General features: G+C 54.0%; 16 protein-coding genes. 3 read left to right on the top strand and 13 right to left on the bottom strand.

The window, feature by feature from the left end:
* Positions 1 to 39 precede the first annotated feature (39 nt).
* The gene (locus QEH53_RS14220) at positions 40 to 1,539 is read left to right on the top strand and encodes a hypothetical protein (protein ID WP_309023875.1); all 1,500 of its coding nucleotides are present in this window, start codon (positions 40 to 42) and stop codon (positions 1,537 to 1,539) included.
* Positions 1,540 to 1,696: 157 nt separating this feature from the next.
* Here the strand turns inward: QEH53_RS14220 and QEH53_RS14215 are convergent, their stop codons facing one another.
* A complete protein-coding gene (locus QEH53_RS14215; protein ID WP_309023874.1) occupies positions 1,697 to 2,338 on the bottom strand; it encodes a CopG family transcriptional regulator in 642 nt (213 codons plus the stop codon).
* 500 nt (positions 2,339 to 2,838) lie between these two features.
* On the opposite strand from QEH53_RS14215, the gene QEH53_RS14210 reads away from it, so the two are divergent.
* Positions 2,839 to 3,969, top strand: a complete 1,131-nt coding sequence (locus QEH53_RS14210) for a sn-glycerol-3-phosphate ABC transporter ATP-binding protein UgpC (RefSeq protein WP_309023873.1) — start codon at positions 2,839 to 2,841, stop codon at positions 3,967 to 3,969.
* Here QEH53_RS14210 and QEH53_RS14205 read toward each other — a convergent pair.
* Positions 3,966 to 7,388, bottom strand: a complete 3,423-nt coding sequence (locus tag QEH53_RS14205) for an MFS transporter (RefSeq protein WP_309023872.1) — start codon at positions 7,386 to 7,388, stop codon at positions 3,966 to 3,968. The genes QEH53_RS14210 and QEH53_RS14205 overlap by 4 nt on opposite strands.
* A gap of 162 nt (positions 7,389 to 7,550) precedes the next feature.
* The gene (locus QEH53_RS14200) at positions 7,551 to 9,077 is read right to left on the bottom strand and encodes a sigma 54-interacting transcriptional regulator (RefSeq protein ID WP_309023871.1); all 1,527 of its coding nucleotides are present in this window, start codon (positions 9,075 to 9,077) and stop codon (positions 7,551 to 7,553) included.
* A gap of 158 nt (positions 9,078 to 9,235) precedes the next feature.
* On the opposite strand from QEH53_RS14200, the gene QEH53_RS14195 reads away from it, so the two are divergent.
* Positions 9,236 to 9,448 (top strand): hypothetical protein, encoded by a 213-nt coding sequence (locus QEH53_RS14195; RefSeq protein ID WP_309023870.1) that lies wholly within the window; start codon positions 9,236 to 9,238, stop codon positions 9,446 to 9,448.
* 34 nt (positions 9,449 to 9,482) lie between these two features.
* Here the strand turns inward: QEH53_RS14195 and QEH53_RS14190 are convergent, their stop codons facing one another.
* The 10 genes from QEH53_RS14190 to QEH53_RS14145 all read right to left on the bottom strand — a co-directional run bounded on the left by QEH53_RS14190 (position 9,483) and on the right by QEH53_RS14145 (position 19,259).
* A complete protein-coding gene (locus QEH53_RS14190) occupies positions 9,483 to 10,460 on the bottom strand; it encodes an outer membrane lipoprotein-sorting protein (RefSeq protein ID WP_309023869.1) in 978 nt (325 codons plus the stop codon).
* A 23-nt stretch (positions 10,461 to 10,483) separates the two neighbouring features.
* Complete coding sequence (gene secG / locus QEH53_RS14185; RefSeq protein ID WP_309023868.1) at positions 10,484 to 10,930, bottom strand: preprotein translocase subunit SecG; 447 nt, start codon at positions 10,928 to 10,930, stop codon at positions 10,484 to 10,486.
* A 119-nt stretch (positions 10,931 to 11,049) separates the two neighbouring features.
* The gene (locus QEH53_RS14180; protein ID WP_309023867.1) at positions 11,050 to 12,045 is read right to left on the bottom strand and encodes a ParB/RepB/Spo0J family partition protein; all 996 of its coding nucleotides are present in this window, start codon (positions 12,043 to 12,045) and stop codon (positions 11,050 to 11,052) included.
* A gap of 15 nt (positions 12,046 to 12,060) precedes the next feature.
* The gene (locus QEH53_RS14175) at positions 12,061 to 12,675 is read right to left on the bottom strand and encodes a LysM peptidoglycan-binding domain-containing protein (RefSeq protein WP_309023866.1); all 615 of its coding nucleotides are present in this window, start codon (positions 12,673 to 12,675) and stop codon (positions 12,061 to 12,063) included.
* Between the two features lie 99 nt (positions 12,676 to 12,774).
* Complete coding sequence (gene fmt, locus QEH53_RS14170) at positions 12,775 to 13,740, bottom strand: methionyl-tRNA formyltransferase (RefSeq protein WP_309023865.1); 966 nt, start codon at positions 13,738 to 13,740, stop codon at positions 12,775 to 12,777.
* Positions 13,741 to 13,852: 112 nt separating this feature from the next.
* On the bottom strand, positions 13,853 to 15,259 hold the full coding sequence (gene der, locus QEH53_RS14165; protein ID WP_309023864.1) for a ribosome biogenesis GTPase Der: 1,407 nt from the start codon (positions 15,257 to 15,259) through the stop codon (positions 13,853 to 13,855).
* A 32-nt stretch (positions 15,260 to 15,291) separates the two neighbouring features.
* Positions 15,292 to 16,464 (bottom strand): aminotransferase class I/II-fold pyridoxal phosphate-dependent enzyme, encoded by a 1,173-nt coding sequence (locus tag QEH53_RS14160; RefSeq protein ID WP_309023863.1) that lies wholly within the window; start codon positions 16,462 to 16,464, stop codon positions 15,292 to 15,294.
* Between the two features lie 136 nt (positions 16,465 to 16,600).
* Complete coding sequence (locus QEH53_RS14155; RefSeq protein ID WP_309023862.1) at positions 16,601 to 17,083, bottom strand: Lrp/AsnC family transcriptional regulator; 483 nt, start codon at positions 17,081 to 17,083, stop codon at positions 16,601 to 16,603.
* Positions 17,084 to 17,369: 286 nt separating this feature from the next.
* Positions 17,370 to 18,365, bottom strand: coding sequence for a CsgG/HfaB family protein (locus QEH53_RS14150; protein ID WP_309023861.1), 996 nt, complete (start codon positions 18,363 to 18,365; stop codon positions 17,370 to 17,372).
* A 72-nt stretch (positions 18,366 to 18,437) separates the two neighbouring features.
* Entirely contained in the window at positions 18,438 to 19,259 is an 822-nt protein-coding gene (locus tag QEH53_RS14145) for a CsgG/HfaB family protein (RefSeq protein WP_309023860.1), read from the bottom strand.
* Positions 19,260 to 19,936 lie beyond the last annotated feature (677 nt).

The following is a 19,936-nucleotide window of genomic DNA, read 5'->3' as shown; positions in this document are numbered from 1 at the left end:
TCGCGGGCAACGTACCTCAGACCCACCAAAGCCAACACCATGAAAGACGCTACAGATAAATCCAGCTCCAATCCCTCCAAGCCTCCCCTCAAACTCCTTGCTCAAAAGCTCGGCGTCGTGCAGCGGGAGGCGGGTAAGCTGGGCATCCCGACCCTCGTCGTCATCGAAGGCCTCGATGCCTCCAGCAAGGGAAAGCTGATCAATCAGATCCTGCTCGAGATCGATAGCCGCTCCTTTAAGGTCTATTCTACCCACGCTTCGCACACGGAGCCACGCAACTACCCCCTACTGCACCGCTTCTGGAACAATACACCCAGCGAAGGAAGAATCCAGTTCTACGACCGCGGGCCCTACTACTTGGTGCTAGACGCTTGGGCAGAGGGCAAGCTGCACGAAGACGAACTCTCCCATTACTGGGATGACATCATCAATTTCGAGCGGCAGCTACATGACAGCGGAGTAGAAATCATAAAACTCTTTCTCGATGTGTCCAAAAAGACACAAGCTAAGCGTTTTCGCAAGTTGCAGGAAAATACGAAGACTGCCTGGCGGGTAACTCCCAAGGACTGGCGGCGGCACCGACAATACCGCAGCTACCGCGACACTGCGATGGAAGCGATCGAGACGACCGACCGCGACTACGCCAAGTGGCACACTATCGATACTGAGAACTTCAAGGGAGCTCTCGTCGAAATCTACAACCGGATCATCGACCACCTCGAAGACGCCATCGCCCGTAAAAAGAAGGCACTAAAAACGCCTCTCGAAAAAAGCGTCACCAACGCCTGGATACCCTACAAAGGTCACAATTTCCTCGACGATACCAAGTTCGAAGAACCTATGGATCGCCAGAAATACAAGACGACCCTTAAACGGAGACAGGCAAAAATCCACGAATTGGTCCACGAAATCCATACTCACCAGCTCCCCGTCGTCTTGGCATTCTGCGGCTGGGACGCAGCCGGAAAAGGTGGCTGCATAAAGCGGCTGGTCCAAAGCATCGACCCCCGCGGCTACGACGTCACCCCTGTCGCCGCTCCCACAAAAATCGAACTCAGCCATCACTACCTCTGGCGGTTCTGGAAAGAGATGCCACCCCGCGGCAAAATCGCCATCTTCGACCGGTCATGGTACGGTCGCGTACTCGTCGAACGGGTAGAAGCGCTCTGCACAAACATGGAGTGGAAAGCAGCTTACCAGGAAATCAACGAAATGGAGCAACACCTCGCCAACTTCGGTACCACCATCGTCAAGTTCTGGTTGCACATAGACAAGGATACACAGCTCGAACGTTTCGAAGCGAGGCAGGTTGATCCCCTCAAGAGCTGGAAGATCACGGAAGAAGACTGGCGCAACCGAGAGAAGTGGGAACGTTACGAAGAGTCGATCAACGAGATGATCGAGAAAACGAATACGTCTTACGCTCCATGGCACATCGTACCTGCTACTTGTAAAATGCGCGCTCGCATTGAGGTTTTAGATACAGTCATCCGCGCACTCAAGAAAGCCATCAAGCAATCTCGCAAAGCGCCCCTTTAACAACGGGAGAGGACTGTTCCACTCCTGTCCGTTCTCGGAAGTTCAATACAGCTCCTCGCATCCAATGCGTCGCAAAAGTCACTCGAGCTTGAGCGAGGCATAAAAAAAAGCCGAGGCTTTCGAGCCCCGGCTTTCGTTTTGAAAAGGATTGAAGCGATTACTTCTTCTTTTTCTTAGCAGCCTTTTTGGCGGCCTTCTTGGGAGCAGCCTTCTTGGCAGCGACCTTCTTTGCAGCCTTCTTTGGTGCAGCCTTTTTAGCGGCTTTCTTTGGAGCTGCCTTTTTTACTGCAGCCTTTTTCGGTGCAGCCTTCTTGGCGGCCTTCTTTACTGCAGCTTTCTTTGGAGCTGCTTTTTTGGCGGCCTTCTTCACTGCAGCCTTTTTCACTGCCTTCTTAGCAGCTTTTTTGGCAGCCTTCTTAGCTGCCGCTTTCTTAGCAGCCTTTTTGGCAGCCTTCTTAGCTGGCTTTGGCTTTGGAGCCGCCTTTTCGATTCCAGACTTCGCAGGAACAGTCGGAAGCTTCTCGAGAGCTGCGCGGAGCAACTCGCCGATGCTTACCTTCTTGCCCTTTGCGAGCTTTACGAGGTCTTGCTTTTGGTCGAGCGGAAGACGTACCGAGATTTGACGGTGGTCTTCTGCTGCTGGAGCAAATCCAGCGTAGTCAAAGCCGGCGATCGCGTGGCGAATAATTTCGCTTTTGGATACACCAAGCTGCTTTTGATATTTGTCGAGGACAGCGATTAAGTCTGCCTTCAGATCGAATGTGAGAGGAGAACTCTCAGCGCCTTTTTTTGCGGCCATAACTTTTGTATGGTTTGGATTAACGGTTTATTCGGTGGGAATTATTAAACCTAAGAAAGCGTTCAATTACCGAAAAACCTTAGTTTTTCAATCATAATCCTGTTAGTATTTTTTGGGTACAGCCTGTTTTTACAAAAAATTGCGTGCATTTTGACCCGTATTCAGATTTTCGGCATCATTTGACGCCAGAACCGGTTGAAGCGTATCCAGATCATAAAACCGGATACGTGGGTAATACTTCCCACATCCGAGACGCCTTAAAACAGCCGAATGGAGGTACCTGAATCACCAATACACCGAAAGCGTATCCAAAATCTCGAACCCCTGCAAAATGCGAAACGCATCCTAGTCTGGCTTTTTGAAAATACCGGAATCCTTCCCCTTGCGCGTTCAAACCTAGCCTCAGACAATGGGGTTGACAGCTTACCAACACAAACACGAACCTACGCTTGCCAGCCGCTCATCAATCCATAATTCCGAACCAATTCGCCCGTCCTTCTATGGCTACCGTCGAACTCAAGAATCTCCTTAAAATCTACCCCAACCGAAAAGGAGAAGACGTGAAAGCCGTCAACCATATCGACCTGTCCATCCGGGATCGCGAATTCATGGTGCTGGTCGGACCATCTGGCTGCGGCAAATCTACCTCCTTGCGCATGATTGCCGGGCTCGAGGATATCACCGACGGAGAAATCCTGATCGACGGAAAAATAATCAATGACGTCCAACCAAAAGATCGGGACATCGCGATGGTCTTCCAAAACTACGCCTTGTATCCGCACATGAGCGTATACGAAAACATGGCTTTCGGGCTAAAACTTCGGAAATACAAAAAGGACGAAATCGATCGACGCGTAAAAGATGCAGCAGAAATCCTTGGGATCGAGGAACTATTGCAACGCAAGCCCGCCGCCCTATCCGGCGGCCAGCGCCAACGCGTCGCGGTCGGTCGAGCCATCGTCCGCAAACCAAAGGTGTTCCTCTTCGACGAGCCGCTATCAAATTTGGACGCCAAGATGCGCGTATCCACTCGAGCGGAAATCTCGAAGCTGCACGCTCGGCTCGCATCGACAATGATCTACGTCACGCACGACCAAGTCGAAGCCATGACCATGGGCGACCGCATCTGCGTCATGAACGGGGGCGACATCATGCAAGTGGACGAACCTCTGCAAATCTACAACCACCCCGCGAACACCTTCGTCGCTAGTTTCATCGGCAGCCCTCCCATGAATCTCATGCTGGGAAGCATACAGCGGCAAAGCCAGGCCCTATACTTCAAAGCCGACGGAGCCGAAATTCTCTTGAAGCTGAGCAACCGGCTGGCCGATGCAGCGGCCGATTACGTTGGCCGGAGCATCATCTTCGGGGTGCGGCCGGAAAACATCCAGGAAACGAACACCCTCAAGGACTTTGAGCCGGAACACACCGCACATGTGACCATCGATGTCGCCGAGCCGATGGGCAACGAGACCATTCTCTACCTTTCCAGCGGTGACCAAAGCTTAATCGGCCGCGTGCGGAGCGACGTTCGCACAGAGGTCAACAAGACCATAACTGTCTGGTTCGACCCCGACCGAGCTCATCTCTTCGACCCCGAAACGGAGGAAAACCTTTCGCTCGCAACCTAGCTGGAGACGCAACCCGCAACCGCACGGGCTGCAGACCCTAGACAGAGCTGCTTGCAGCGTTTCAAATCTAGCTTGCCAGTGCCCAACTGCGGCAGGACAGGTATCTCCACAACCTCTTGCGGTATCCACAAATTCGGCATCCCGCGTTCGCGGAGTCGCTTAGCCAGATCGCCCAGCTTTGCCACCCCTGTCGCCAACAGGATCAGCGACTCACCCTTTCGCGCGCACTCACGGGCACCCACAAAGCACTGCAAATCTGGATACAGGGCCGCAATTTCCGACTCAACTTTTGCATGCGAGACCATCTCCCCGGCAATTTTCGAAAATCGGGAAAGGCGACCTTCGATAACTAAGCACCCGTCCTCGTCCAAGCGACCGATATCGCCCGTATCGAACCAACCATCTTGCACGAAACACGACTCCTCATGTGGGTCGAGATATCCTCGAAAGATATTCGGCCCCTTCGCCAATATCAGCCCTGACTCACCTCGCCCCTTTTGTTTGCTCACGTCATTCTCGCTAACAATGCGTATCCATACACCTGGAAGCGGACGACCCGCCGTCCCAGCCTTGTATCCAACTTGGCTCAGAGCGTAGCGCCCCAACATCTCGCGACTCTGCAAACAGTTTGCGGAGAGTACCGGCGAGCATTCGGTCAAGCCGTAGCCTTCCAATATCGGACCCACAAAACGCGACTCCCACTCCAACGCCAAATCTGCAGGCAACTTCTCCGCGCCCGCAAACGTCACCCGCAAGCTTGCCAAGTCCACGGCGGTCGCCCGCTTGAGGTAAGCTCGCAAAAACGTTGGCGTTCCCAACATAACGCTAACCGACTCTTCCCGAATCGCCGCCACATTTTCCTTCGGCTGCAATGGCGACGGTGTAGCGACAATCCTCATCCCTTTCAAAAGCGGCAGCCACATCCCACCGGTCAGGCCGAAGCTGTGATACAAAGGCAGGTTCGCCAACAGTCGATCTGTGAAACGCATAAGATAACACTCCGACAACTGCGTCGCATTCGCGACAAGGTTTCGGTGTGACAACGGAATCCCTTTCGGAGCAGCGGAGCTGCCGCTGGAGAAAAGCAACGCCGCTTCCCGATCCCCACCGCTATACCGAATCGAATATAATCTGCGAAGCGCTCTGTACGGGAATACCGTCCAAATCAACGCATCCAGCAGCAATCGCACTCCACGCATCAAGGGCATCACATCCTCGACGAAGACAAGCTTGACGCTCGAAAAACCCAAGTCCTTGAAACGCACCAAAGCTTTTCTCGAAGTGAGTACGGTCCTAACGCCCGACTCTTCAATCATCGTTCCAAACGCATCGGAACTGACGGTCGGATTTAGGTTCACGCTGGACTTGCCAGACCACAAGGCACCGAGATTAGCAGCGAAACCAGGCAAGCCCGGCGGCAGTAATATCCCCACTCTTCGCGCCGTATCCGTTTTCCCGATCAATCGGGCAAAACCTAGGCCAAGACCAAGCAAAGTAAAGTTACGCACTTTCAAGGCTCCAAGTCCACGATCCACTAGCCCCAAGGCAAACGGATTCTTCTTGAGCTTCTTCAAAACCAACGCCCCGAGATTTTCGTTCAATTCAAACCGAGCAGAAAACGCCTCATGTTCGAGCGCCTCTACAGCATCCTGCATTGCGGGTGCCGTTGCCGCATCACCACTCAACGCCTCGCCAAAAGAGACACTCACTGGACGTCGCATAGGCATTCCTCGGCTATAGCGAAACGGTTTGTCCGAAAAACTGAGTACAGACCCCCACATGCCATCGATCGAAGCAGGCAAGACCGCCGCACCCGACAAGCGCGCCATTAGCTCCGCCCCTTTCTTAAAGGGCATAATCATGCCTGTACGAGTCAACGCGCCTTCCGGAAAGATACAGACAACATCGCCCGCATCTAGGGCTTTTACCGATTTGGCCACCGCTTCCTTAGCGGACTTGGGCGACACGGCTATGACATTGAATTTCCGATACGCCCAACGCATCAAGGGGAATCGAAGCATCTCGTCTGTGCCCATGAAGCGAACCGGACGTGGCGAGGCCAAAAAGATCAACAGAGCATCGGCATAGCTCACGTGATTCGACACGACCAACACACCGCCGGATTGCGGCATGTTCTCCAGTCCCTTGAGCCGCATCGGATAAAACACTTTAGCGATTCCAAGAAGCGTTACACGAACTAGGCTCTCCGGAATCAGGACAGCCATGAATCCGACGACTAACACCGCCGTCACTGCGACAACCCAGAGCTGAGCCTCAGGGCTCCACGCTAGGTATCCCATCAGAGAGCCTAAGCCCACGAACGCGCCCGACATCAAGTTGATGAAAAGGTTGTTCGCAGCGATTGAACCCACTCGCACCTCGTCGCGAGCCGAAGCCACGAAAAGAGCGTTCAATGGAGCTGAAAACAAGCCACCGCTAACACCGAGCAGAAAAATGCAAGCTGTCGCCCAAGGACCGAACTGCCAAAGCAGCGCCGTTGCAGGAACCAGCACGGCCAGCATCAAGGCTCCCACAAACGATAGCCCCACCTCGATGTGCTTGCGGCACAGATACGCCGCAAAACCGCTGCCTATCGCAACACCTAACCCGAGCAGTGCCGCCATAAGTCCTCCTTGGCTAGCTGAGCCGATTTCCTGCCCATGGTCCCACCGGCTATCCTGCAGGAGCACCATAACCAACAAAGCACCCACCGCATAAAACCAAGCCAAGCCGAGCGACGACCAGCGGAGAACCGGACGAGACAAAACCTCCTTAGCCACAGCCAAGAAACGTTCGCCAGCTTCCCGCTTGCCCTCCGAGCTGGGGCGTATCCCAGAAACCACGACATAAGCCAGCGCAGAGATCGCAGCCGAGACCAATCCCACTACAGCCGCTGCCGACCAGGGAGATCCAAGGACACCCCAGAATTTATCGAAAGACCATCCTCCCAAGGCCAAGCCAGCCAAGGTCGCGCTCACGCCCGCTAAACCAAGCAAACCCATCATTTGGCCGATTCGAGCCGAACCGCATAGATCTTTCAGCAAAGCGTTTCGCGACGGAGCCAAGAAGCTCGATTGACAGGCCACGGCGGCCAGTGAAACCAGAACTCCCGCAAACGATTGCAACAAGGCGCTTACCGATAACGCTGTCATGGCTGTTGTTTGCAGGAGCAGGCTCCCACGTACGACCGCCACCTTCGAATAGCGATTGGTCAACGTTCCCGCCAAAGGCGCTAAGAATATATAAGGCAGAACATAAAGAGCCGAAACGACGCCCACCCATACCGCAGCTTGACGCTCAGCAAAGGTTGCGGCCACAAGGGCGGAGGCAGTGATTTTCGCCGCATGATCTCCGAAGGCGTTCAAGCCTTGGGTCACGATCAAGCGATAAGAAGAACTAAGAGGTGCATGTATGCTCATGCCCTCCCTTTCGCTCAGCTCGCGCCAACGGCAGAGAGCTCATTGCCTACCAATTACTTAGATTACTTCCGAGAATTCAAAACATGGCCTTGCGACATATTTTGTACAATCAATATGGACAACAATTGTAAACCTTACAATCGCAGCGGACTTCAGGTTCCATCAACCAACTCCGACCACATAGCGCTTTGCCGTGCGGCGATCAATCCGTAGGATGCGCGCTGTTTCCTCATAGCTGCCGACACGGCGATATACCTCCTGTGCGTATCGACTGAGCAACTGGTTGGCGGTCAACGCGCTTTCTGCACCTTCCTGGACCCGCTCCGCATCATCGCGACTCACACTTAGATCCTCTGCCTCGTAGCTTCCGTGTATCAAGATATTGCGCACGCATTGCTCGAGCTCTCGGAAATTCCCCGGCCAGCGATAGGCCTGCCCAAGCTTCTTGGTAATCCAGCTCGTTGCCTCGTCCGCTAGCGACTCGCCATCATTCGGCCCTGCTACCTTGAAGGCGATATGCTGCACCAGAACTTCCAGCTCACTTCCTCGATCAGCCAGGATCTCACGCAAACTAGGAGTGCGTATCCGGTCAGCGCAGAGTCGAAAATAGAAATCTTCCCTAAAGTTTCCGCTTGTGATTTCATCCGGGAGGTCGCGGTTGGTCGCCGCCATCACTTTCCCCACAAAAGGACGCAGAGCTGTATCGCCCAGGCGCTGAAACTGCCGTGTCTGCAAAACGCGCAACAACTTCACCTGGATCGAGGCGTCCGTCTCGCCGATCTCGTCGAGAAACACCGTCCCGTACCTGCCGCACTCTTCGAAATACCCCTCCCGATCTTGCAAAGCCCCTGTAAACGCTCCCTTGCGATGCCCGAACAACTCGGACTCAATCAACGTCGGCGATAGGGCCGACAGGTTGAGCGGATAGAAAGCTCCCCCGAAATCCACGGCGAACTTTCCCGACTGCAGGTCAAAGGGAACGAAGCGAGACATTCCCACCGCTCGCGCCACCAATTCCTTACCCGTACCGGAGGGACCAGTGATTAAGGTGACGATATCACTCATACGGTTGTATAGAGACCTCTGATACCGACGCATGTCATGCGTAAAGCAGCTGCTCCAAATCCGGCTGCGCAGAGAGCTAATCGCCGCCGAGCCTCCGACGAGGTAGCGATAAATATTCAACCACGCACGACGCAGCTGAAAATAGAGAGCGAAGTACAATCCTTCCTGGTCCGGCGAGAAACGCGTCGCTGCATTGACCGACAAAAAGTAACGCTGCCTATCCCTGTATTCATAAAAAAACGACACGCCCCCTGGCTGCGGTTTCCCCGCGAGTGAATACTCGATCAGCTTGTCATACTTTTCCATGAACTCATGGTAGACGACGAAGTGGACGAGGTTCTCATAGGCCAGCCGCTCGGCCTCCTCGACCTCCTTGGCCTTTGCCAGCTTCGCACGCGCTGGTTCCATCAACGAGAGAGCGAGTCCGATCAAGCGCTTCAGATTCGGAGCCAACAATTCCTCCGCCTCGCCCGGCCTCACGTAGCTCTCACGCTCCTGGTAATCCTTACCCAAGCACTCCCGCTCCAAATCCCAACGAGAGTCCTCGAAGGGATTGCTATAAACGATGTCAGCCAGCTTCTGAGCGAGCGGCCAGTGCTCTCGGGTAAAGATCTTCTGAGGCATCTGCGTACACTATTTGTACAGCAGACACAGTCAATCATTGTCATTTTCCTTTACACAAGAGCTAAACCTGTCGTCTAACAGACCTCCATGTACTTGTCTATAAGCAGCTTAGCGAAAACTCGAACGGTAGTGGCGCTTTCCCTGCAAATAGGGCTGGCATGAAACCGCTGAAGTCCTTCCATCAAAATGCGTCCCTACGCTTCCTGAAGATCTGCCTTTGCTGCTTCGGCATCGTCGGGACAGCGGTAATCACTTCCGGAGTCCTCAAGTTTGGAGTCTTAGACAACGACCGCCAACTCGACCACGCTTTTCGCCTTCTACGCCCGCTGAGCAACGGACTTGACCAAATCGTCCAACGATTGGCGTTCTAAACCTCCTAGGGCACGATGTGGCAGCCGAGGAGATCTACTGGTCCACGTCGGCATCAGAGCTTTCCGGCGCCTGCAGGTGCGCCAGCTCCGTCCCGTAGATGTTTTTTCCGAGCCCTTCTGGCTCGAAAACCCAGTCGGGCACTTCCACTCCGATCGCCGCGTCGAGTACACGAAAACGGGTCTTGTCACGCGTTTCCTCGTTGCGCACGTCGACTTGGCTGAGCACGCCTTGTCCATCTACGATTTTAAAGGCGACAACCGAGATCGTCTTTACGAGCTCCTCGCTTGCATCGAAAATTTCCACTCGGTTCAAAGCGTTGAACTCCTCGTCCAAATAGATCCGCACCTGTGAAATCCGCTTCCCCAGCTCTTCGTCCTCACTTGGCGGATACAAACTGAAAACGTGCGTCGGACGGCTCCGCATAGTAGTGCGCCCTTCGTATTTGAACTCCTGCCAAAAGGAGAACGGCATCAAGAGATCGAAGACCGTAAAGTCACTTCCCGCGATTTTCTCGAAAAACGCCGCCGACTCGATCAGCCGGGCACCTCCTGCTTCACCCCCCTCCCAGCTATTCACCTCCAACGCATTGGCGAAAATTCCATTCTGGAGAAGCAAGCGCTTCACCTTGGCAGGAACCAGCTTTCCAAGTTCCGTCACGTCGGCCGGCTCCAGCGCAATGTCGATGCGGGAGAGAGGACCGTAGGTTGACTGAGTTCCCAGCAGCAGACCGGATACCGTTGTCGTCTTCTCCTTACGCGGCCGAATCTCCAACGTGAAGCTCAAGCGATAGTCGCCCGCGATTCCGAGCCGCCTAAAGGCGTTCAAAATCTCTAAGCCCTCCGCTTGGCTTACTTCTTCACCGAGGGTGTCCAACGGACTGGAGCCGTGGCGACGCTGGGCAGACGCGTCACCCGCAATGAAAGCGAACAAAACTGCCGTTAACAAAAACGGCTTCACAATAGACACAAAAAAGGCCGGGCGTATTCCCATGCGAAGGGTAGACCCGGCCATTTGAAAAAGTTTCCTGCTAGCGATTATTCACCAGTGGCGGGAAGCTCTTCAGCAGCTTCTTCAACTGCAGACTCGGCTTCTATCGCGGCAGCGTCCGCCGCTTCTTCCGATCCCTCTGCAGCTTCTTCGGCTTGAGATACGAGCTCGCGGAAGGCATCGGAGGCTGGGCTAGGCTCAGCGGATTCGATCGTGGGTAGAGCTCCGTCCTGCTCGACCTTGGCGAGCTCGTGCTGGTGCAACTTGGAGAGATAGAGGCCAAAACCCAGAACGAAGAAAACAATGGCCGTGTTCTTGGTCCACTTGGAAAGCACGCTGGACGTCTCGGCGCCCAAGGCTGACTCAGCCATTCCGCCACCCATGGCAGCGCCCAGGCCTCCGTTTGCATTACCACGCTGCATGAGCACCAATAAGATCATGAAGATGGAAACAAGGACCAGAACTACTGTGAGAAAACCGTTGAGAAAATCCATAATTTGAGCCGGAGACAGTCGAAAAAGGAAATTGCCTTGTCAAGTACCGAAACCGGCAGGGTTTTCCAACGTTGCTATATAATGTAGCTAAAAAGATGGGCGACTCAGCCGAGCTTCGCCTATCGCTCTTCTAAGCCTATCTTATCGAGGATGCGCTGCAGGTCGTCGTTGCCCGTGTACTCGATCACGATCTTGCCTTTTTTCGCGGCATGCTTAAGGGCCACCTTGGCATTCAGATAGGAAACCATTCGCTTCTCAATATCCTCAATAGCAGCAGCTTCCGCAGGAGAAACACTGCGCGTACCCGTTTGCTTGCCCTTGCCGGATCGCTTCATCGAGTCGATCAAAGTTTCCGCTCCGCGAACGCTCACGCCTTCTTCGATGATACGGCGAGCGATCAGAGTCTGCTCTTGCTTGGCCTCGAGGCCGAGCAAGACCTTTGCATGTCCTGTCGAAAGCAGTCCCGTCGATAGATAACCGCGAACCTCGTCCGGAAGCGTCAGAAGTCGCAACGCATTCGCGATCGTCGCCCGGCCTTTCCCGACTCTCTCCGCAACTTGCTCCTGAGTTAGGTCAAAATCCCGCAGTAAGCTCGCGTAGCCCATCGACTCTTCGATTGGATTCAGGTTCTCGCGCTGCAGATTCTCAATCAGCGCCATGGAAGCCGAGGAAGAGTCGCCCGCTTTGATGATGCGGGCTGGGATCTTGCCGAGCTTTAACATCTTGAAAGCGCGCAAGCGGCGCTCGCCTGCAATGAGCTGAAAACGCCCATTTACCTCGCGCACAACGATGGGTTGGATCAGACCTTCGCTTCGAATACTCTCCGCAAGGTCCGTGAGCTGGCTTTCCTCGAACTCACGACGCGGTTGGTGCGGGTTTGGCTCAACCTTGGAAACAGCAAGTTCCATGAAATCGGGGCTAACCACAGGTTCTGCCGCAAGAGAAGACGCGGGCACAGAGGACTTCTTGGCCTTGCCAGCGGAGGTCGATGCTTTCTTGGCAGGCGCTTTCGCGGGCGTCGCAGCCTTGGCAGCTGGTGAAGTTGACTTGTTTGCGGTGTTGCCGGAGATGAGGCCGGCTAGCCCTTTACCCAATCTGGGTTTCGCTTTCGCCATGTGTCGTGTGGGGATCTATTCGGATGCTTGAGGAACAAAAATACTCTGCCCGACCTGGAGGAGTCGAGGATCCGAGATCTTGTTAGCGTTTTGAATCCAGTCGATACGAGAATTAAACTTCTTAGCTATACTTGCGAGGTTGTCACCTGGTTCGACCACGTAGGGAACCCCCGTAGTCGGATAATTCTGAGGAAAATGAGTTTTCACGTTCGGATCTGGCTTCGCTACCGAAGGCACCGAGCTCACCGCTTCTTGCACGTTCTTAGCAAACTTCTTCAGCTCGCTATTCACCATGGCAGTCAATTCTCTTTGCACCACCTCATCGCGAGCCGAAAGGTCCGCAGCGGTCTTCCGCACCAGTTCATTTACCTGTGACACCGTCGCGTAGTTGCCTGACTGGCGAGCAGCTTTCGCCTCAAACTCTTCTACCAGATTTCGAAGCCTGGCGTTCTCGCGCCGCATCTCGTCCATCTCAGCGAGCAGTCCGCGCATCTGCTCCATCATCAAGCGCTGATCCTCCACCATATTCGCCACTTGGTACTGTAGGTTCGTCGACTGAGCATTCGCTTGGCACATAAGAACGACAGTTGCTATGACGAGGGTGGCGATAAAACGGAAAGGACGTATCATGGTAAAGCAAATGCTGGGTAAATCTCTTTTCGAAAACAAGCGTTTAGACACATGGTAGCGAGCTTGCTCACCGAACAATTCGAGAAATCCGCAGTTGACCTAACTCCTGACATGCTCGGATGTAACAAGTTCTGACATCGCCCGGGATTCGAAGACCGCATTTTCAGGTAAATCAAATCCACGGGCAAAATCAGCTGCATCCAACATCTTTCCGCCGGGACGCTGAAGCTTCTTTAGCAAGACCGAACCTTCGCCACAGGCCACGCGAAGCCCTTCTCCCTCGATACCGATCACCGAACCTGGTACCTTCGAAAAAGAAGCTCCCTCCGCAACCGCTAGCCCGACCTTTATTGCAACATCGCCCAAGCACGCTCGCGCCGCCGGCCAAGGGTAGAGTCCATTGATGCGACGAGCCAATGCATTGGCTGGCACGTCAAAATCGAGTTCGCCATCCTCTTTTCCCAGCTTGCGAACAAAGCTCGCTCGAGACGCGTCTTGCTCGCTCAAGGTGACAGATTCCGAATGCACTGCCGGTAATCCACGCTCGAGCAAGGGTGCGCACGCTTCCGCTAAACGCTCTTCAATATCCAAAGCCGTATCCTCTTCACCGATACGCACTCGTTCAACATCCAAAACCGGTCCGGCATCCATTTCGCGAACAAGTTTCATCAGCGATACACCCGTCTCAGAATCGCCACTGGCCACCGCACACTGAATCGGCGAGGCACCCCGATACTTGGGCAGGAGCGACGTATGCAGATTCCAGATACCCAGCCGCGGCGTCTCGATGAGCTTCTGCGAAAGCATATGCCCGTAAGCCATCACCAAAATCGAGTCGACCTGCATAGCTTCGATTTCGAGCCGCTCCGCCTTCCCCATCTTTTCCGGTTGAAAAACGGGAAACCCGTGCTCGAGAGACCATGTCTTTATTTCGTTCGGAATGACTTTTTTCCCGCGTCCGCGGGGACGATCTGGCTGAGTGTAGACAGCGACCACTTCAATATTGCCGCACTTGCCCGACACGACCGATTCGAGCCCCGGTAACGCGATCGGGTCGGAACCCATAAATATCATTCGAAACGCCATAAGCAAAAACGTAGCGCGGAGCTTTAGCCCGCGTCCATGAAGAATAGATCTGCAATGCAGACACGGGCGAAAGCAACCGAGCTAAGCCACCCTAATCCTCGTCTCGCACGTACGGGTTCGTCTTGTTGACCAAGTCGAAAACCATCGGGCAACCATCGAGCTCGAACTCCTGCACCAATCCCTTCAGGAGGAACCGCCTGTAGGAATCGTCCAATTTCTTAGCTTGGTTGCAGAAGATCTTGAAGCGATACGGATAATTTCCGGTGTGTACCGCATAGTAGATGCGGAAGCGCTTGCCGTCCCGTTTCGGAGCGGGCAAACGTTCGGACATCTTGTAGAGCCTGTTGTTAAGGCGACCCGTTGGAATACGGCGGCTTTGACGCTTGTTGAGCTGGCGCGCCGATAAGAGAATCTTTTCCACGTCGATCCCTTCCTTCGCAGAGACGAAACGTATCGGAGAACCGGGTACAAAGAAGAGCTCACGTTGGATACCCTTTTCGAACGCCTCGCGGAATTGCTTCTCGGTTTCGAAACCGTCGATTTCCTCCTTTTCCCAAGCCTGCAAGGCAAGATCCCATTTGTTGACAACAATCACCACTGGCTTGTTCGCCTTGGTAGCCTCGCCCGCGATCGCCTTGTCCTGGTTCGTCGGCCCTTCCTTGGCATCGATCACCATGAAGACAACATCCACATCGCGAATCGCATCCAACGAACGAACTCGAGAGAAGTACTCAACCGAAGAATTCAGCTTGGTCTGCTTACGGATTCCTGCCGTATCGGTGAGCATAAAATGCCAGTCCTCCCCGCGCTTAGATTTCCAAACGAAAGGCATTTCGATGGAATCGCGTGTCGTACCCGGAACGTCGCTTACAATAAAACGATCTGACTGTACCAGACAGTTGCTCAAGGACGACTTTCCGACATTCGGACGACCAATGAAGCAAACCTTCAGGACTTTCTTGCCATCGTCCTCTTCCGGAATAGGCGGACCTGCCACTTCGTCGCGAAGCTTCAGAATCTCGCGACGCAATGCGCTCATCCCACGTCCGTGCTCTGCGGATACGAGATGTGGCTCTCCAAAACCGTAGCGGTAGAACTCCTTGTCGTTGATCGCCGTCGTTTCGGTATCGACCTTATTGACGATGAGAAAAACGCGCTTCTCGCTGCGACGCAGGCGCTCGGCCATTTGCTTGTCGAGCGCCATCAATCCCTCGCGACCGTCTACCACAAAAAGGACCAAATCTGCCGCATCGATAGAGAATTCGATTTGACCCTCTACCGCGGATACGATCTTGCCCGGAGTGTCACTCATGCCTTCCACAAGGCCCATGCCCCCCGTATCCATGAGCGTGTATCCATCATCCAAATCACGCGTGATAACATCGCGCGTTACCCCCGGCATATCGTGAACGATAGAAATGCGCTTGCCCGCCAATCTGTTAAAAAGGCGGCTCTTGCCGACGTTAGGTCGGCCTACGATTGCCACATTGAAGTTCATATCCAGAAAGTTGTTACGCGAGCTTTGTCGCTTTACTTGAGATTGTTAACGAAACGTTCGATTCGATTGCAGGCCTCGACGATCTGATCGTAACCGGTAGCGAAACTACAGCGCACAAAGCCTTCGCCAAATTTGCCGAAAGCAGTACCAGGCACCATAGCCACTCGCTCTTCTTCAAGCAAGCGCTTGGAGAAGGTCGGCGAATCGAGCCCCGTTGAAGTGATATTCGGAAAAGCGTAGAAGGTCGCGTTCGGCTTGTGGCAAGGCAGGCCGATTTCATTGAATCGACGCACCACCAGGTCGCGTCGACGCTGGTAGGCCTGACGCATTTTCTTCACCGCGTCATCCCCATTGCGAAGCGCTTCGATGCCAGCGTCCTGGGCTACGATCGAGGCGCACATCATCGAGTATTGATGTACCTTCATCATGGCTTCCGTCAGGTAGGCAGGGGCACAAGCGTAACCCAAACGCCAGCCTGTCATGGCCCAGCCCTTGGAGAATCCATGCAAAAAGATCGTACGCTCGCGCATGCCCGGAAAGGTTCCGATGCTCACGTGCTCGCCCTCGAAAGTCATCTCCGCGTAGATCTCGTCGCTGATGACCAACATATCCTTCTCGACCGCGAATTTGGCAATTTCCTCAAGCTCGTCCCGCTCGGCGACACCACCGGTCGGGTTACAGGGGAGATTGATGAGCAATACCTTGCAGCCGGGCTCCCAAGACTTCTTCACTTCGTCAGCCTTCAAGGTGAAACCGGAGGAGGCTTCCGTCTTGATCGCAACGCCAACACCGTGAGCCAAAAGCACCGTCGGATGATAAGAAACGAAACACGGATCTTGGTAGAGCACCTTGTCTCCGGGATTCAAGACCGCTCGCAGGGCGACATCCATCGCCTCCGATACGCCAACCGTTACCAGCACTTCGTTGTGCGGGTTGTAGTCCAAGCCAAAGTTTCGCCCCACGTAAGCAGAGATCTCGCGGCGTAATTCGATCAAACCGAGATTTGAAGTGTAATGCGTACGCCCCTTCTCCAATGCGTAGATCGCCGCCTCGCGGATGTGCCAGGGGGTGGTGAAGTCCGGCTCGCCGATTCCCAGCGAAATGACGTCCTTCATCGCCGCCACCAGCTCGAAGAAGTCGCGGATTCCCGAACGCGGGAGCCCGATAACGTGATCGGCGATAAAACGGTTTTGAGCTTGAGACATTGTAGTATTGGTTTTGGTGAAAATGCTGCCCTTCGACAGCGTTGTAGTGATAAATTGGTTACGTATAAAAACTGGAAGAGCGGCGTGACAAAAGTCGCGGCCGCTCGAAAGGATTCGAAATGTGTTTCGTTCCCCGCTACGGCGTCACGTCAAGACGCGCCTTTTCTTCTGCTGGTTGCTCGATCAAGTAGCCTTGCTCCTTGTAGGCACGAAGCATAAAGTGCGTCGCGGTCGAGAGCACGCCTTCGATAGTTGAGAGGCGTTCGGAAACGAAACTCGCAACCTTGTGCAAGGACGAGCCCTTTACGACGACGAGCAAATCGTAGCCGCCGGACATCAGGTAACAGGACTCAACCTCGTCGAAACGGCTGATTCGCTGGGCCAAGCGGTTGAAGCCTCCGTCGCGTTCGGGAGTTATCTTCACTTCGATCGCGGCGCGAACTGCCAAGGAGTCGTCCTTTTCAGGATTAAGCACCGGAATCCAGCCGAGGAGAAGTTCCTTTTCCTTCAACACAGCAAGTTGTGCCTCAACCTCTTCCACGGACAAGCCCAGGATTTCGGCCATCTGGCTCTCGTTGAGTCGCTCGCCCTCTGCTAGCAGCTTGAATACCTCGTTCATAATGGGGCGTCACATTGCGCGTTTCCCCCCGAAGATCCAGAAGGAAATTCGGAAGCGGATGAAGGCAGAGAGGTTTCGAGTCTACGCCCCTGACTTGAGCTTTCAAAGGCTTGGTAACTTCGACTGCCATTTAGCGAGTAGCTCTAGCGCTGACACTGAGCTTTACCACGCAGGCTGGGGCGTGACGTAATGGCCTTGGTGTCCCCATTTTTTGCAACAGAGCGCTACGCGCTTCTAAACCAAGGCGGCTGACGAACCTAGTTTAAAACGCAGGTTGGTCCATTGCTCACTCAAGCACCACTGAATCGCCCCGATTCGGCAGCGAACCTTCGATCAGCTTACAATAGGCAACCTTCTCACTCGCCCGCGTCACTTCGATCCGGCTGGTGACTTGTCCCTCAAACACGTCCAAAATCTCGCCCGTTTCGGGATCGGTGAGCACTTCACCCATTTCGCGTACAGCGAAAACTGCCCCTGGATTCACGCCATAGTTTTCTCCCCGATTAATGACGATTCGAGTATCGCTCGAGGCCATCACGATGTTTGCCGTGATGTCGAAATCTTCCATTTCTCGAGCAATGAATTCTGCTGCCTGGGAAATGCAGTCCTGAGCCGCCTCACCCAGTGAGCTCTTGGCAAAGCCCTCCATGTTTCCGGACACGCCGTTTTTGTAAAATCCAACGCGCAGCTTACGCCCACCCGCGGTCCCGGAGATCCGTTCACTGGCCACGACTTCTCCGCTGGTGCTGTCAACCAACTTCACCACGAGCTCGATTTCCGCCTTATTGCTGCCGCCCCCTAGTCGGAGCCCCTTAATAGCGATTCCTCCGCTATCTCCACCTGTCTGATGGTCCACTCGGGTGATAGAGCCGGTGGCAATGTAGCGAGCGCTGCGAATCAAGCCAGTTTGAGCCACACTGGAGGATTCGGCGGCACGGCCGCTTGCCTGGAGATCCTGCTCCATGATCACATTGCCCAGCTCCTCCCTCTCCACCAGCACGAAGCGCTGCGTGTCGAAAAGAGCGGACTCCAGCATGTCGGCAAGGTTGTTTCCAAGGTCCCACTGACCCCGCCAGCCAATATCGTTTTCGAATCCGACTACCCTGATGGCGTGCTTTACGCCATTGTATTCGCCCATTTCTTCCCGCATTTCCACGGACTCGTTCTTAGGGTCTGTCTTCTTCTTTTTCATCAACCCGCCCAGTTGGGCGTTTGAAGCGTTGAGGATGAACAATGCAGCTAGTGCCGAAAGTATGAGGCGTAGATGGAATCGATATTTCATAGTTGGTAGAGGTTGAGGCGTTCGAAATTGAAGGTGTAGACGATTAAAGAAATTGGTGGAGGTCAGTCAGAGCTATGACTTGTCGACATCGACTTCGATACGCGCGTCCACTTTTCTGCTGAGAGTGGCTTTGAAAGTCATCCCCTCCCGGACCATCACCTTCTTCTCCCAGACTTCGAAGCCTGGGAGGCTCACTTTAATTGTATGCAGCCCTTCCGATACCTCAAAGGCGCTGCCAGCGTTGCCGTAGAAAACACCGTCCACCTCGACGTCCGCATTGGCGGGTTCCGAGAGAACCTCCAAGGATACGAGGCCGTCCTTCCTTTTCGATTTGAAGGGATCCTTCTCCTGCAGGGCGGCCACCAATTCGGCCGAGAGAATCTCCACCAGGCGAACATCGACCGTCGAGTCACTCACCCGGCTGCTCCTCCCCTCAACCACCGACTCCTCAGCCGTAGCGCTACGGGAAAAAACGATTCGCCCTGTAGTCGCATCCACAACCTTCAGGCCTGCCTTCAAGCGGTAAAAGGTGGTCCTTGAACTGACACCGTATCCCGAGAAGTTTCGCGTCTCCTGACCGAAATCCGCGATCTGTCCGGTAATAATATAGTCAACTCCAGAGAGTTTTCCGAAAGCGATCGCACTGTCGGGATTCGCGAATCCCGACTCTTGGAAGTCTTGCTCCTGCAACAATGTATTGAGCTTGGAGCGTTCATATACCTCATACTTCCCCGTATTCACGAGGTCTTCTGCAATCTGATCAGGCAGCCCGTATGACAAGCCGGTCGTGCTCTCAGAGGAAAAATCAACAACAGCGATCCGCGGATCGTCGGCAATACTGGGTAGAGCAAAAGAACATGCTATAACCCCAAACATCCAAGTGGGAAGTCGCATAGCTAGGCAAATCGGTTAGTTTAGCAGGAGGTCGAGACGAAGTTGGAAAGGCCTCGAAAAGAAGGAAACCGAATTTGTAGAGATAGCCAAAGCGAAGGCAACGAATAACGTAGAAACTACCAATTTCCAGAGAGGACCGCCCGATCACAGAACGGTCAAGGTTACCTAGAGGAGACGAAACCAACACCGCTAACCGATCCATCTATTCGAGCTTGCAGAACGGAAGGTCTATTTTCTTAGGTGCGGGCTTTACCTATTCCCCCACAGCACTAAGGTCCCGGACATGTGATCCGTACGCCTGAAAGACAAGTTCCCCCCCCAACTTCGCAAGTCTCGACCCAACTTTCCCTAAAAACGCCACTCGAAATCATGATAGTCGGACTGCGAAGCGCAGGAAAATCCACTGACTAAACCATTCTGAGCAATCCGCACGATCTTTTGTAATGAAATTGAATACGGCGGCAGTCGGAATCGTGGAAATCTGCGACAGACGAATCTCTCAACCATTTCTCCAAAAAAGCCCTCAGCTTTTAATCTCCCTGCCCTCCATCCCAACAACTTGTATCCTATGAATATGCATCGCTCGCTCCGCAGAATCCGCCCGAACCGATATCGGTATACTCAACCAGCTACCTGTCTTGCTGTTTGCCTCACCTTACTTTTACCCGCTCAAGCTA

Origin of the sequence: Pelagicoccus sp. SDUM812002 (assembly GCF_031127835.1) — a bacterium.
Classification (GTDB): domain Bacteria; phylum Verrucomicrobiota; class Verrucomicrobiia; order Opitutales; family Opitutaceae; genus Pelagicoccus.
Note: the sequence above shows the minus strand (reverse complement) of the source record. Positions and strands in the feature narration are given on the sequence as shown.

Coding starts and splice junctions, on each gene's coding strand:
- QEH53_RS14220 (WP_309023875.1), top strand. CDS start 40: ATGAAAGACGCTACAGATAAATCCAGCTCCAATCCCTCCAAGCCTCCC.
- QEH53_RS14215 (WP_309023874.1), bottom strand. CDS start 2,338: ATGGCCGCAAAAAAAGGCGCTGAGAGTTCTCCTCTCACATTCGATCTG.
- QEH53_RS14210 (WP_309023873.1), top strand. CDS start 2,839: ATGGCTACCGTCGAACTCAAGAATCTCCTTAAAATCTACCCCAACCGA.
- QEH53_RS14205 (WP_309023872.1), bottom strand. CDS start 7,388: ATGAGCATACATGCACCTCTTAGTTCTTCTTATCGCTTGATCGTGACC.
- QEH53_RS14200 (WP_309023871.1), bottom strand. CDS start 9,077: ATGCCTCAGAAGATCTTTACCCGAGAGCACTGGCCGCTCGCTCAGAAG.
- QEH53_RS14195 (WP_309023870.1), top strand. CDS start 9,236: ATGAAACCGCTGAAGTCCTTCCATCAAAATGCGTCCCTACGCTTCCTG.
- QEH53_RS14190 (WP_309023869.1), bottom strand. CDS start 10,460: ATGGCCGGGTCTACCCTTCGCATGGGAATACGCCCGGCCTTTTTTGTG.
- secG (WP_309023868.1), bottom strand. CDS start 10,930: ATGGATTTTCTCAACGGTTTTCTCACAGTAGTTCTGGTCCTTGTTTCC.
- QEH53_RS14180 (WP_309023867.1), bottom strand. CDS start 12,045: ATGGCGAAAGCGAAACCCAGATTGGGTAAAGGGCTAGCCGGCCTCATC.
- QEH53_RS14175 (WP_309023866.1), bottom strand. CDS start 12,675: ATGATACGTCCTTTCCGTTTTATCGCCACCCTCGTCATAGCAACTGTC.
- fmt (WP_309023865.1), bottom strand. CDS start 13,740: ATGGGTTCCGACCCGATCGCGTTACCGGGGCTCGAATCGGTCGTGTCG.
- der (WP_309023864.1), bottom strand. CDS start 15,259: ATGAACTTCAATGTGGCAATCGTAGGCCGACCTAACGTCGGCAAGAGC.
- QEH53_RS14160 (WP_309023863.1), bottom strand. CDS start 16,464: ATGTCTCAAGCTCAAAACCGTTTTATCGCCGATCACGTTATCGGGCTC.
- QEH53_RS14155 (WP_309023862.1), bottom strand. CDS start 17,083: ATGAACGAGGTATTCAAGCTGCTAGCAGAGGGCGAGCGACTCAACGAG.
- QEH53_RS14150 (WP_309023861.1), bottom strand. CDS start 18,365: ATGAAATATCGATTCCATCTACGCCTCATACTTTCGGCACTAGCTGCA.
- QEH53_RS14145 (WP_309023860.1), bottom strand. CDS start 19,259: ATGCGACTTCCCACTTGGATGTTTGGGGTTATAGCATGTTCTTTTGCT.